The following is a 14,046-nucleotide window of genomic DNA, read 5'->3' on the forward strand; positions in this document are numbered from 1 at the left end:
TGTTCTACTCATGTCCTGATATAGGTTAACGCTTATTTCAGCTAAAACGCTCGATGAACCTCATCGGGCGTTTTTTATTTTGCTTATTCTTATCTTGAGTGCAGGTTAACTTACCGATTACTCATCAAAAAATCGACAAAGGCACGGTCTGCTTGACTGACGGGGCGCTGTTTTTTCCATGCGATATGTAGGTTCAAAAATACCGGCGGATCAAAAGGTTTAGCTAATATGTCATCTTTGGCACTTATCGCCATTTCAAGTACGCTAGTAATGCCAAAACCTTGAGAAACTATCTGTTTAATAAGATTAATAAGATTAGTCTCAAAAGCAATATTAGGCTTTTTCCCCAGCTCTTTGGCTTGAGATAAAATCCATTCACGGTGGAAGTAACCTGTTTTGAACATCACTAACTCATGGTCAAAAAAGTCATTTAAACTCACGGCACTATGTTCTGCTAAAGGATGTTCGGTCCCCATCGCGATCACCATTTGCTCACGGATCAGCAACTGACTATCTAGCTCAGGTTGCAGATCTTGGGCAGTAATAATAGCAATATCCACTTCTTCCTGTTGCAGCATGCGCAGCGCATCGCGAGTGCCGCCTTCAAACAGTGACAGTTTTAGCTCTGGGTATTTATGCCGAAAAGCCATTAAACGCGAAGGAAGATAGAAAGAGCCCAACATACCCGGTACAGCAATGCGGACTTCACCTGAGGTCAGGTTGGCCATTGCCTTAATTTGCGCTTCGGCTTGTTTCAATTGCTTAAGGATGAGTATGGCGTGTTGATGCAGCACTAAACCTTCGGCAGTGAGTGCGAGTAATTTATCATGCTTATTACTAGTACGGTTGACTAATGTCACGCCCAGAGCGACTTCTAAGCGCTTGATACTTTGGCTTAAAGCCGGTTGTGCCATATTCAGTTTTTTTGCTGCTAAAGTAAAACTACCGGTACTGGCTAGGGCATCTAAATGTTTGAGTTGGCGAATATCCATCAATTGGGCTCATACTGGTTAGTCTGTGGCAAGGATCGTTATTTGAGTCGGCTTATTTATAATTAAGATATATAACAATAATCAATGATTATGATAGATATTATTTATTATTGTTATGTTAAGTCCAGTGATAACCTTTGTCTACCTTATGAGTGATGCTTTGTCGAGGCTCCTGTGCAAGCCGTGTTAGATACTATGATTGACAATAAACAACGTGATAGCCGATTGATGTGGGCGCTGTGCGTAGCCTCTGTGGTGGTATATATCAACCTGTATCTGATGCAAGGCATGCTGCCGCTGATTGCAGAGCATTTTGTGGTATCGGGCTCTAAAGCGACGTTGATTTTGTCGGTGACCAGTTTTTCCTTAGCTTTTTCATTACTCCTGTATGCGGTGCTGTCGGATCGTATTGGTCGGCATACGCCAATTATTGTCAGCTTATGGCTGTTAGCGCTGTCTAATTTATTGCTAATTTGGGCGCCGGACTTTAACGGATTAGTGTTGGTGCGATTATTACAAGGTGGATTACTTGCTGCAGTGCCAGCCATTGCTATGGCGTATTTTAAAGAGCAATTGTCAGCCAGTACCATTCTTAAAGCCGCCGGTATTTATATTATGGCAAATAGCATAGGCGGCATTATTGGGCGTTTACTTGGCGGTGTGATGTCGCAGTATCTCTCTTGGCAAGAATCCATGTGGTTGTTGTTTTTAGTAACACTTGCGGGCGTTGCTTTAGTTAATTATCTATTACCGTCAGTGGCTAATGCACAGGCGATGTCGCAGAATAAAACCGCGCCATCCTTATCAAAATGTGCTCGCTTGATACAAGATTATTACGGTTTTAGCCATCATCTTACCGATGCACAAATGCGCTTAGTGTACGCAATTGGTGGCTTGACCTTTATGATGATGGTGAATCAATTTAGTTTTATTCAGTTGCATTTAATGGCGTCTCCCTATGAATGGAGCCGTTTCCAAGCGACATTGATTTTTTTGTGTTATTCCAGTGGCACTATGGCCTCGTATTTTACTGCTAAATGGTTAGCTAAATTTGGCCAGCATAAGCTGTATCAATGGTCTTGGTGCTTGATGCTTACAGGTAGTTTACTGACCCTGTTTGATACCTCTTTGACCATTTGTTTAGGCTTTTTAATGACCGCTTGTGGATTTTTCTTGACTCATAGTTGCTGTAACTCCTTTGTGGCAATGCGTGCTAATCGCGACCGTGCTAAAGCGACCTCACTCTATTTATGCTTTTATTACCTCGGCGCGGCGATGGGTGGCCCGTATTTGATGATGTTTTGGCATGAGGCGCAGTGGCGCGGTGTGGTGATGGGGTCGTTAACCCTATTAGCCTTAATTGCTTTAGCTATCACCCGTTTGCACTATCATCAAACCCATGTCAAACAGGCATTAGTCGACATTGATTAGTGGATTCATACCCAGTCAATGTTGTTAAACCAAGGCCAACACTAATCTGTTGGCCTTAGTATTTTAGTGCCGCGTTATAGAGGTTTTATCTTCATTTACCTTTTGGTGTATAAAGGTTTTGTGATTCATCCTGTAAACTCACGCTCTAACAGGGTGATATTGCTATCCCTTTAGTGCATTTAAGGGCTAAAGCGATTAGGCTGAGTTTAGATAGCGTGGATAAACGTGATGCAAACCAATACCGTTCGCTAAAATCAGCATCACTTCTTTAAGATGCAGTTTTATATACGGTTTCAGGTATGATTTTAGGTCGTTAGATGCTGCGCTATGTGAGCGGCGCGATATGGATAAATAAGGGGTAATAAGTTTGGCAATTGAACATAATGAGATGGCGGGTAGTTTAAGCGCACTGCAATGTCGCACCAACTTCACCATCAAAAATATTACTGAATATATGCTCCCCGATACCAAAGAGGCTTTCTATTTACACCTCGACGGTAAAGTCCCTAATTTGATTATTCGTCCAGCCTTTGAAGTTTTTTCTGGCGAATTTGCCACTATTGCAGGCGTACATGCTAAATATGATTATTTTCATAATGCGCAAATGACGCGTTTCCCTAAGCGTTTACATAAGAGCCTGACTGAAATTCACTATGGTTTAGCATTTAGCTTTGACACCGTTGAAGCGGTGCAGCTTTTTATTACAAGGCTCAGTGCGATAGTGAAAGGCGCTTAACCCCTAAGCTATTTAGCATTTTATGTTGAATTTAAAGATTAGGTTTAATTTGAAAATTTAGTTCAGCGCAGTAATACCGGTTGTTGTCGAAATGTTCAGTTAGGCCCAAGGAGGCCTGCCATGAGTATGAATATGCATGTCGTCACGGCAAGCTTAGGGTGTTTGTTACTGTTAGTGGGTTGTACAGAACACGCGCCTAGAGTGTTTGGCACTGTTGAGCGGGACAGACTGACACTCACGGCCCCTGTGGGTGAACTCATAACTCAAGTGAATGTAGTTGAAGGTCAGCGGGTTAAAGCGGGTGAAGTGTTACTCACGCTCGATGCCACAGCCGCTAATGCGCGCCTTGCCCTGCGCCAAGCTGAACTTGAGCAAGCTAATGCTAAGCTTGCTGAGGCGATTGCCGGCGCGCGTTTAGAAGATATTAAAAAAGCCAAAGCAGTGCTCGATGGTGCCAATGCCAGCGTTAAAGAAGCACTGCGCGCCTTTGAACGAACTCAGCGTTTGTTTGCGACTCATGTACTCAGTCAAGCTGATTTAGATACTGCCCGCGCGGCGCGTGATACTAGTTTAGCCAAACAAACAGAGGCGGAGCAAAGTCTGCGTCTGTTAGAAAACGGCACCCGCAGTGAACAACTTGATCAAGCAAAAGCTGCCGTAGCTGCTGCTAATGCAAGTATAGGTTTGGAGCAAAAAGCCTTAGCTGATTTGACCTTAGTGGCAGCGCGCGATGCGGTTGTTGACACTTTGCCTTGGCGAGTGGGCGATAGAATTGCACCGGGCACTCAGTTGATAGGCTTGCTCGCGAGCGCTAACCCCTATGTTCGGGTGTACCTACCCGCGACTCAGCTCGATAATGTGAAGGCGGGCACAAACGTTAATATTCTTGTTGATGGCCGTGAAACGCCGATTATTGGCACGGTACGTAATATCCGTAGTCAACCCGCTTATACCCCATTTTATGCACTCAATGAACGTGACCGCGCGCGCTTGATGTATTTGACTGATATTACTATTTCGGCAGAAGGTCAGGACTTACCTACGGGTATGGCATTAGAAGTTGAACTGCCATGAGTCACAGTGACTTTGCGATTGAGACCCACGGCATGACCCGCGCCTTTGCTGGCGTCAATGCAGTGGAAAACCTCGATTTAGCCATTCCCAAGGGGACGATTTATGGTTTTCTTGGCCCTAATGGTTGTGGTAAATCCACCTCCATTCGTATGTTGACTGGACTGTTAAGCCCTACGTCGGGGGATATTCGGGTTTTGGGGGAAACCTTACCCGGCGCTGAGGAAAAATTACGCCGTCGTATCGGCTATATGACGCAAAAATTCTCTCTTTATGACAATCTTTCGGTGCGAGAAAACCTTGAGTTTGTAGCGCAAATTTATGGGTTGAATCGTAAGAATGCCAAGTTGCGCATCGCTGAGTTACTCACGCTTTATGATTTAGGTGGACGTCAGAAACAAATGGCAGGCTCAATGAGTGGCGGCCAAAGACAGCGTTTAGCCTTAGCCGCTGCAACCTTACATCATCCTGAGTTACTGTTTCTTGATGAGCCTACGTCAGCAGTCGATCCTGAAAATCGCCGCGAGTTTTGGGAGCGTTTATTCGATCTCAGTGCCCAAGGTACGACCATACTGGTCTCGACTCATTATATGGATGAGGCCGAACGTTGCCACGGTTTAGCGATTTTAGAGCGGGGAATAAAACGTGCTGATGGCTCGCCGCAACAATTAATGGCGGCGATGGGCGCTAGAGTGATTGAAGTCTCTGGTGATGATTTGCGTACATTAAAACAATCACTTATAACCGAGTCTGCCATATTGTCGGCGGCGCAAATCGGCAGTCGTCTACGGGTGTTAGTGCGCAGTGATATTGCCGATCCATTAGCGTGGCTCAAGCCAAGGGTCGCAAACCGTGCAATGGAAGAAGTACGCGCCAGTTTAGAGGATGTGTTTGTAACGTGCACAGGTGAGCGTGTGGGTGCTAACTCGACTCTTGAGGCTGACCATGTGGCGTAGAATTTTTGCAATTGTTGTCAAAGAGCTGCGGCAATTGTCTCGGGATCGCATGACCTTTGGCATGATAGTGATGATCCCGCTGGTGCAACTCATGCTGTTTGGTTATGCCATCAATACCGATGCGCGTCATCTGCCAGCCGGTCTAGTTAATTTAAGTGATTCCGCTTATAGCCGCGCACTGGTTCAGGCGGTTGAAGCAACGCAGGTGGTGGATTTTCAGCAGCGTTATGTCAGCGTAGTTGAGGCTGAGGCGGCAATTACTCGCGGCGAAGTGAAAGCCGTATTGTATTTACCTGCCGATCTCGATGAGCGTTTAGTGCGCCACCCCGCTTTTGCTGGGCAGGCCTATTTAGCACAACCTATCGGCCAATGGCTGGTGGATGGCTCAGATACTGTCGTTGCCGCAACATTCCGTAGCCTAAGACAAATGCCGCTGGATGAAGTCGCAGGTAGAGCGTCAAAAAGTAGTACGCCGAGTTTTGAAGTGGTGCAATATTTCAACCCCGAGCAACGCTCAGTGGTCAACATAGTGCCTGGTCTTTTGGGGGTGATTTTAACCATGACCATGGTGATGTTTACCTCTGCAGCCATAGTGCGTGAGCGTGAGCAGGGTAATATGGAGTTTTTGATCACCACGCCCGTGCGGCCGCTTGAATTAATGCTCGGTAAAATCGTGCCCTATGTATTGGTTGGCTTTGTACAAGTCATCATTATTTTGAGCGCTGGGCATGTGTTGTTCGATGTACCCATTCGTGGTGGGCTCGATTCTATTGCCCTTGCCGCCATGTTGTTTATTTGTGCCAGTTTAACCTTAGGTTTAGTCATCTCAACCATTGCCAAAACTCAGCTGCAGTCAATGCAGATGACGATATTTATCCTTTTGCCATCAATATTATTATCGGGATTTATGTTCCCCTACGAGGCCATGCCCATCGCGGCGCAGTGGATTGCTGAAGCCTTGCCTGCAACACATTTTATGCGTATGTCACGGGCTATTGTACTGCGCGATGCCCAAGTGATGGATCTACAATTTGATGCCCTGTGGATGATAGGTTTTACCTGTATAGGTTTGTTTATTGCAAGTTTACGATTTTCAAAACGCTTGGATTAGCCTAATACGAGTTTTATTCTCAAGCATAAAGGTTTGAGTGTTGATGTAGCGCAAACTATCACTAAAAAGTGGTACTAAGTTATTGAAATTGATGTTGCTTAATTAGGCATTACTTTACACTTCAATTAGGACTATTGCCGCCATCATGCTTAGTAAAGAGAATATATTATGCCGCCAATTCGTTGTCATAGTGCGCTCAATGCCGTTGCTCTAATTCAAAGCGGCGAGACGCTATGGACGCACTCGATGGGCGCGACGCCCCGAATTTTATTAGATGCTTTAGCCAAGCACGCTCTCACCAAAGATAATCTCACCCTTTTACAGCTACATACCGAAGGCGCCGAATCCTTAAGTCATCCAAATTTAAAAGGGCATTTACGCCACCGCTGCTTTTTTGGTGGGTTGCCAACACGGGCATTATTGCAAAGTGGTGATGCGGATTATGTGCCGATTTTTCTTTCAGAAGTGCCAAAGTTATTTCGCAGTGGCGAACAAAAAATTGATACTGCGATGATCCAAGTTTCGCCGCCCGATAAGCACGGCATGTGTTCTCTGGGGATTTCGGTTGAAGCCACGCTCGCGGCTTGCCAAGTGGCGGGTAAGATCATCGCCCATATTAATCCACAAATGCCACGTACCCACGGCGATGGTTTTATTCATATTAACCGCTTTGCCGCTGTGTATGAACAAAGCGTGGCTTTGCCGATACATTCCTTTGCAACGGGTGATACCGTGAGTTTGGCTATTGGCCAACATGTTGCGCAACTGGTGCGTGATGGGGATTGTTTGCAGATGGGTATTGGCGCAATCCCCGATGCTGTGCTGTCCTGTCTAACCGGGCATCGCGATCTGGGAATTCATACTGAGTTGTTTTCGGATGGAATATTGCAACTGGTTGAAAAGGGTGTGGTGAACAACAGTAAAAAACGTTTTTATCCTGGCAAATTAGTCACAGGTTTTGCTCTGGGCAGCCAAAAGTTATACGACTATGTTGATGATAATCCAGCAGTGATTTTTATGGATATTGAGCAAGTGAATGACACGGCTATTATTCGTAAAAACCCGAATGTGATGGCGATTAACTCGGCGCTGCAGGTCGACCTTTCTGGCCAAGTGTGCGCTGACTCCATCGGGGCTAAAATTTATTCTGGCGTTGGTGGGCAGATGGATTTTATTCGCGGCGCCGGGTTATCAGAAGGCGGTCGCTCGGTGATTGCGCTACCAAGTACAGCAGCGGGCGGCAGTATTTCCCGTATTGCCACCGTGTTATCACCTGGCGCTGGCGTAGTTACAACGAGGGCACACGTGCATTATATTGTGACTGAATATGGCGCCGCCAATTTACGTGGCCGTTCATTGCGTGAACGAGCACAAGCGCTCATTGCCATCGCTCATCCCGATTTTAGGGAGCAACTGAGCAAAGAGGCGTTTGAAGTTTGGGGGTTAAGAGTTTAGTTTTGATATGAAAATGGATGATAAATATCATTCTGTTACATGCCTCTGCATCTGAATCAGTTTTGGCCTATTCTTATAGTCTAAATCAAACTTAGCAGTGAGATTTTCGATGAAAATGCCTGAAGCGAGCTTTTTCGAGTGGCAAGGTCAATTCAATTCTGAAACTGATTGCTTAAATCACATTAAGAAAATGAGATGGCCTAATGGTTTTATGTGCCCTAGATGCGGTTGTGAGCATGCCTATGAGCTTACCACTCGGCAGTTATATGAATGTAGTCAATGTCATAAACAAACATCGGTAACGGCAGACACCTTATTCCACGGTAGTCGTATCCCTTTAACCAAATGGTTTTGGGCTATCTACTTTTTAGGCTCGGATAAAGGCAGTATTTCTGCATTAAGGTTGAGCAAACTCATAGACGTTAATTGGCGAACCGCACGCTTGGTATTAAGTAAGCTGAGAACGGCGATGGGCCATAGGGACAGCCTATATAGACTATCAGGCGTCATTGAAATTGATGATGCCTTGGTGGGTGGCAAAAGGAAGGGCAAACGTGGGCGTGGTGCTGCAGGCAAAACACCCGTTTTAGTTGCCGTTGAAAGCAAAGGAAAAAAGGCAGGTTTTATTGCTATGCAGGCCGTCAATCGTGTTTGCCATGATAACGTTGAACAGTTTGTTGCTAAGCATTTAACGATACAGCAGGAAGTGCATAAAGACGGTTTACCCGCATTGAATATTATCGATAAGACTCAACAACATGAAGCAAGGGTCACGCCCAGTGAGCTTGTTGATGAATGGCTGCCTTGGGTTCATATTGCTATTGGTAATTTGAAGGCATTTTTGCTGGGGACATTTCACGGTGTCACAGGTAAGTTTCTTCAAGAATACCTTAATGAGTTCTGTTATCGGTTCAATCGCAGACAGATGGAGCGAGAGATACCTAACAGGTTGTTGAATTTAGCCATAATTCATGCGCCAGTACATTCTCACTGAGTCAAGTACATAGGCATGTTCTGTTATTTTAATTGCCTACAGTGACCTATGATCAAATCATTTATTACACAGCAATTTACCATGTTGTCGTATTGATTAATAAGTATAAAAGGCATTGATTGATAAACATAAAACGGAATTGAAAAAGGCGCTTAATGCGCCTTTTTTGTTTTCCGTAAATCAACACTATTAAATTTGATAGCTGATATGTTGATGGAAACGTATGACTAAATCTTCACGTTCAGGATCAACGCCGATATCGGCGGCAAAGGTTTTCAGCGCGGTTTCTACATTATTCATAAAGCGACCAAAACCAGCATCATCAGCATCTTTAGTGCCAGCCACTATGATAAAGTGCGCGGCTTCAACTAAGTTATCAGCATCCCAATGGCAAATAACTTGTTGCTCAAGCGCATTAGGATCGAACCCTATCATCTGTACTTCAGTTTTGCTGTCGAGCTTTTCAAACTTACTGTTACGTACCAGTGGCGTTAAACCATTGGCAATCATCGCCAGTCGAGTCAGTTGTCTACTGGCCGCCGCTTTGAGGAAGCTGTCTTCAAGATGTTGGTATAAAGGCGTAAAGTCAGTCGCGGAATCAGGCAATAATCCCTGCTTTAATCTACGACTCAGTGGCAAGCTGACCGTTACATACGTCAGTGAACTGACGTTTTCTGGTAACTCGCATTTTCTTGCTTTATATCTTGGCTCAATTGCGCGCAGCTTATAACCATAGGTTTCTTTATAGCCTTTGGATTTTGCAAAGAGGTCGTAAGATAAGTGCTGATGGTCACGAATCTTCACCTTGAGCTCGCTGATTGGCAGCTTTGGCATCAGTTGATTAAGAAATTCACGCACTCGAGAGTGAAAACTAGCCGAGTTACTGCGAATATCCTCACCAGTCGCTAAAAATACAATGCGCAATTTACGGGCGCGGTAGTTTTCTTGCGTAAATAAATTTTGAGCTTCGTGGTAGGCCGGATTGTAGAAAAATAGAATTTGTTCAGTAGTTTGGAAACAGTACGCTTCGGTATGAAAACGCACAACAGGCAGTTTATCGTTAGTGATCACGTGGACATTACGTAGATCGTGTTGTTCTGCCAAATTAAATACCAAACGGCTTAAACTTTGGTAACAAGTTTGATAGTCGGGATATTGACTCAGTAATGCATCCGTCACCTTAATTTCGGCGGTGATGAATTGTTTGGTACGGGCTTCCTTGGGTAAGTACACTTTTTGCTGATGGCTAAGGGACATATTGACTCCTTGTTTTAGTTAACCATTTGCTAACACTAATTTTACTGTTTATCTATAGTGTTAGTTTTGCGTTAGAACACATTTTTATCAGTTGAACATGAGTTTAGTTAAGCAAGCTGTTTATTAGCTTAAAAATACCGCTATTTTATTGAATTAGCGCACTTTCTATCCAAGGTTGCATCCAAGTGGCAATTTTTGCTTGGGCCTTTTCGTTAGGATGAATGCCATCCCGCTGCATTAACTCTGGATAGGGCGCGATATCTTGCATAAAGAAGGGAATTAAGACGATATTCTGTGCTTTGGATATGTCTTGATACACTTGGGTGAACTTTTGGGTGTAGCGAGGGCCATAGTTAGGCGGTACCATGACTTCGGTCAGTAGCACTTTTGCTCCGCTATCTTTAGCCAGTGTAATGATTTTGGTTAGATTATTTTCAAGTTGTGTTGGGGGGAAACCACGTAAACCATCATTACCGCCCAGTTCAACGACCACAATGTCAGGGGTAACGGAGTCGAGTAAAGCGGGTAATCGGCGTAGGCCGCCCGCTGTGGTTTCACCGCTCACAGAGCCATTTATAAACTGATGTTCGGGTAAGTTTTTTTGCAATAACGTCACCCAACCTAATTGCTCTGCCATGCCATAGCTGGCGCCTAAGCTATCGCCAAGGATCAGTACTTTTGCCGCATGAGCTGGGGCTTGCATCAATGCACTCAAGAGAATAAATGCCACAAGGGCCTTGGTTCTCGATTTAAACCTTAGTGGTTGATACCAGAACGATTTATATGAGAAGGATTCTATGTCTAACGTCATCTTAAAAAACAGTGCCATCAATGTTGTTAACCTCGAAAAATCAGTGACTACCCAAGAAGGGACGCTCACTATCCTCAATGGCATTAACTTAGATGTCAAGCAAGGTGAGAGTGTTGCGATTCTTGGACCGTCGGGTTCTGGCAAATCTACTTTACTAGGGCTGCTTGCGGCGCTGGATACGCCTACCTCTGGTGAGATTTGGCTTGATGGTGTGGCATTATCAAAGCTCAATGAAGAACAAAAAGCGGCATTACGTAAACAAAAGGTCAGCTTTATTTTTCAATCCTTTATGTTAGTCGATACCTTAACCGCGCTTGAAAACGTCATGCTACCTGCCGAACTCGCCGGTGTTCGTAATGCTAAAGATAAAGCGCAAGCCATGTTAACACGCGTTGGCTTATCCCATCGTTTGACCCATTTACCTAAGCAGCTTTCGGGTGGCGAGCAACAAAGAGTTGCGATTGCCCGCGCTTTTATTTGTGAACCTAAAGTGCTGTTTGCCGATGAACCAACAGGTAACTTAGACAGCGTCAACGGCCATAAAATTGCCGATATGTTGTTTGAGCTTAATCAAGAAAGCCATACCACTCTCATCCTTGTTACCCATGATCTGCTGCTGGCTAAACGTTGTCAGCGGCAGTTGGTGATGGATAACGGTCATTTACAGGAAGATAACTCAGCTTCTTTACGTGACGCTGAAACCCTCGCTGACACTAAGGAGGCTTAATAATGGAGTTCAGTCTGGCATGGCGCCTATTTAAACGTGAGTTACAGCAAGGTCAGTTGTTATTGATTATTCTGGCGATTACCCTTGCGGTATTGTCTGTAAGTGGATTAGCGCGGGTAAGCGAGCGCCTACAAGTGGCGATTACGGGCCAAGCCACAGAGTTTATTGCCGCTGACCGTATTATTGACTCACCGGTTAAAATCGACGCGGCGATTCTCGCCAAGGCGGATGAGCTTGGGCTTAAGCATGTTACTAACATGCAGTTTAATTCGATGGTTTATTCGGGAGATAAGTTTCAATTAGTGACAGTGCGCGCTGTAGAGGCGGGTTATCCACTTAAGGGCGAAATTGAACTGATAAACGGTAAAACTAAAGCGTTACCCCAAGCTGATGAAATCTGGTTTGAGAGCCGCTTAGGTGGACTGTTGGGTTATCCCAAGTCCATAGAGTTAGGTAACAGTGAGTTTGTGCTCAGTGATGAAATTAGCCGCTTACCCGATGCAGGTTTTAATCCTTTTGCTTCTTCGCCCGTTGTATTAATGCGCATGGAAGATGTGGCGAAAACCGGGGTGATCCAACCGGGGAGCCGCGTCACTTATTTGTATCAATTTGCGGGCAATGAAGCCTCGCTTATCGCCTTTGAACAAAGCGTTAAACCACTGTTAAATAGCACCCAACGTTGGGTTGATGTGCAATCTGGCGACTCGCCAATTGCCGAAGCTGTAAAACGCGCAGAGCGCTTCTTGCTATTGGCGAGTTTAATGGGCATTGCACTAGCCTGCGCTGCGATAGGTATTGCCGCCCAGCGTTATTGTCAGCGCCATTACGATGTCGTTGCTATGCTAAAAACCTTTGGCGCTTCGGCAAAGCAAATTCGCTTACTGTTTGGTATGCATTTATTGCTGGTGACTTTGCTGGGTATTGTGCTTGGTTTAATCGGTGGTGTGTTGTTGGATTTGGGGATTAGTCATTTACTACCCGCTGAAATAGCGGCTTATTCACCGCCACTGACGCGGCCTTTGTTGCTTGGCGTCGGTACAGGGCTGATTAGTGCTTTCATGTTTTCGGCCTATCCATTGATGCGTTTATTGGCCATTCCACCACTGCGAGTACTACAGCGTCAGTTAGAAGGCTTGCAGCTGGGTATGTGGTTACACTTATTGCTGAGTCTAAGTGCGATGGCACTGCTGGGATATTTGTACTCGCAAAGCTGGGCCTTGACGCTGACGGTGGTCGCCGCTGCATTGTTGCTTGGAGTATTACTCGGGTTACTAGGGTGGGTGATGATCCGCTTGGGCCATAGTGTTGGGATGAAAACCACTAATCCACTCCAGTTAGCTTTAGCGGGATTAAGGCGTCGTGCACGGCAGAACGTGCTGCAATTAGTCGGTTTTAGTGCCGCCTTAGTATTGCTATTGACGATTTTGGCCTTAAGGCAAGATTTGCTTAATGAATGGCAAAAACAGTTGCCAGAGAACGCACCTAACTATTTTCTAGTCAATATCGCCCCCGATGATGCCAAACCCTTAAATGATTTCATGACGGCTAAGGGGATAGAGGCAACGGATATTTACCCAGTGATCCGCGGCCGTTTAACCCAAATCAACGGTGAGGCGTTGATTTCGAATGAGCAGTCTGAAGCGGGTGAAAAGGGCAGAGTTGGTATTTCCCGTGAGCTCAACCTAACATGGCGTAATAGCTTGCCAGCCAATAATGAACTGCTGGAAGGAGATTTTAATCAAGCTGCCGATGAGGTATCAGTAGAATCAGGTGTCGCGGATCGTTTAGGCATTAGCATTGGTGATAAACTCACTTATATTATTGATAATCAAGAACTCACAGTAAAGGTCGCCAGTATCCGTGCGGTGCACTGGGAAACACTGCAACCGAACTTCTTCATGATTTTCACCCAAGAAGCCCTTGCGCCCTTTGCTTATACCTCAATGGCGAGCTTTTATTTAAATGAAACGATGAATGTTGATGGTACGTCTAAAGATGCGGTGATCCTCGCGCTTATACAGCAATTCCCGACGATATCGATTATCGATGTGGGCGCTATGGTGGCACAGTTGCGACAGATTATTGAGCAAGTGTCATTGTCGCTGACCTTAGTGCTAGCACTGGTCCTATTGGCCAGTGCCTTAGTGTTGATTGCACAGACTGAGGCTGGCATGGCAACTCGGCAGCGCGAATTGGCGGTGCTGCGAACCTTTGGGGCATCGGGTTGGTTATTACGCAGTGCAACCGGCTTAGAGTTTGCTTTGCTAGGGGGCATTGCAGGCGTGTTAGCGGTGATTGTGGCTGAATTTGCTTTGTATCTACTTAAAACTCAAGTGTTTGAGCTTAATGTATATATGCACTGGCCATGGTGGGCTATTGCGCCACTGTCAGGCGCTTTGCTGGTAGCATTACTGGGTATGTGGCGTTGCCGTCAATTGCTTAATCAATCCTGCGCGGAGTTATTAAAATCAGGTAGTTAACTGTGATGTGTAAATAGTGAAATAA

12 protein-coding genes are annotated in these 14,046 nt (G+C 45.3%); 9 read left to right on the plus strand and 3 right to left on the minus strand.

Annotation, left to right across the window (positions count from 1 at the left end):
- Positions 1-110: 110 nt before the first annotated feature.
- Entirely contained in the window at positions 111-992 is an 882-nt protein-coding gene (locus L2717_RS12275; protein ID WP_220773404.1) for a LysR family transcriptional regulator, read from the minus strand.
- Between the two features lie 174 nt (positions 993-1,166).
- Between L2717_RS12275 and L2717_RS12280 the strand changes: the two genes are divergently transcribed.
- The 7 genes from L2717_RS12280 to L2717_RS12310 all read left to right on the plus strand — a co-directional run bounded on the left by L2717_RS12280 (position 1,167) and on the right by L2717_RS12310 (position 8,746).
- Complete coding sequence (locus L2717_RS12280; protein ID WP_220773405.1) at positions 1,167-2,423, plus strand: MFS transporter; 1,257 nt, start codon at positions 1,167-1,169, stop codon at positions 2,421-2,423.
- A 367-nt stretch (positions 2,424-2,790) separates the two neighbouring features.
- On the plus strand, positions 2,791-3,159 hold the full coding sequence (locus tag L2717_RS12285; RefSeq protein ID WP_373316150.1) for a hypothetical protein: 369 nt from the start codon (positions 2,791-2,793) through the stop codon (positions 3,157-3,159).
- Between the two features lie 120 nt (positions 3,160-3,279).
- Positions 3,280-4,233 (plus strand): HlyD family secretion protein, encoded by a 954-nt coding sequence (locus L2717_RS12290; protein ID WP_220773406.1) that lies wholly within the window; start codon positions 3,280-3,282, stop codon positions 4,231-4,233.
- The gene (locus L2717_RS12295) at positions 4,230-5,186 is read left to right on the plus strand and encodes an ABC transporter ATP-binding protein (protein WP_220773407.1); all 957 of its coding nucleotides are present in this window, start codon (positions 4,230-4,232) and stop codon (positions 5,184-5,186) included. Before L2717_RS12290 ends, L2717_RS12295 begins: the two co-directional genes overlap by 4 nt.
- Entirely contained in the window at positions 5,176-6,297 is a 1,122-nt protein-coding gene (locus L2717_RS12300; protein WP_220773408.1) for an ABC transporter permease, read from the plus strand. Before L2717_RS12295 ends, L2717_RS12300 begins: the two co-directional genes overlap by 11 nt.
- A gap of 168 nt (positions 6,298-6,465) precedes the next feature.
- On the plus strand, positions 6,466-7,752 hold the full coding sequence (locus L2717_RS12305) for an acetyl-CoA hydrolase/transferase family protein (protein ID WP_220773409.1): 1,287 nt from the start codon (positions 6,466-6,468) through the stop codon (positions 7,750-7,752).
- Positions 7,753-7,861: 109 nt separating this feature from the next.
- Positions 7,862-8,746 carry an IS1595 family transposase gene (locus L2717_RS12310; protein WP_220773410.1) on the plus strand — a complete coding sequence of 295 codons (885 nt, stop codon included), beginning with the start codon at positions 7,862-7,864 and terminating at the stop codon, positions 8,744-8,746.
- Positions 8,747-8,935: 189 nt separating this feature from the next.
- Here L2717_RS12310 and L2717_RS12315 read toward each other — a convergent pair whose 3' ends face one another.
- On the minus strand, positions 8,936-10,003 hold the full coding sequence (locus L2717_RS12315) for a DUF3083 family protein (protein WP_220773411.1): 1,068 nt from the start codon (positions 10,001-10,003) through the stop codon (positions 8,936-8,938).
- 145 nt (positions 10,004-10,148) lie between these two features.
- Positions 10,149-10,706 carry an arylesterase gene (locus tag L2717_RS12320; RefSeq protein ID WP_220775049.1) on the minus strand — a complete coding sequence of 186 codons (558 nt, stop codon included), beginning with the start codon at positions 10,704-10,706 and terminating at the stop codon, positions 10,149-10,151.
- Between the two features lie 94 nt (positions 10,707-10,800).
- Between L2717_RS12320 and L2717_RS12325 the strand changes: the two genes are divergently transcribed.
- Together L2717_RS12325 and L2717_RS12330 are read left to right on the plus strand one after the other, a co-directional pair.
- The gene (locus L2717_RS12325) at positions 10,801-11,541 is read left to right on the plus strand and encodes an ABC transporter ATP-binding protein (protein ID WP_220775047.1); all 741 of its coding nucleotides are present in this window, start codon (positions 10,801-10,803) and stop codon (positions 11,539-11,541) included.
- Positions 11,542-11,543: 2 nt separating this feature from the next.
- Positions 11,544-14,021, plus strand: a complete 2,478-nt coding sequence (locus tag L2717_RS12330) for an ABC transporter permease (RefSeq protein WP_248938062.1) — start codon at positions 11,544-11,546, stop codon at positions 14,019-14,021.
- The last annotated feature ends 25 nt before the right edge of the window (positions 14,022-14,046 follow it).

The sequence above is a fragment of the Shewanella glacialipiscicola genome, assembly GCF_023283485.1.
GTDB classification, from domain to species: domain Bacteria; phylum Pseudomonadota; class Gammaproteobacteria; order Enterobacterales; family Shewanellaceae; genus Shewanella; species Shewanella glacialipiscicola.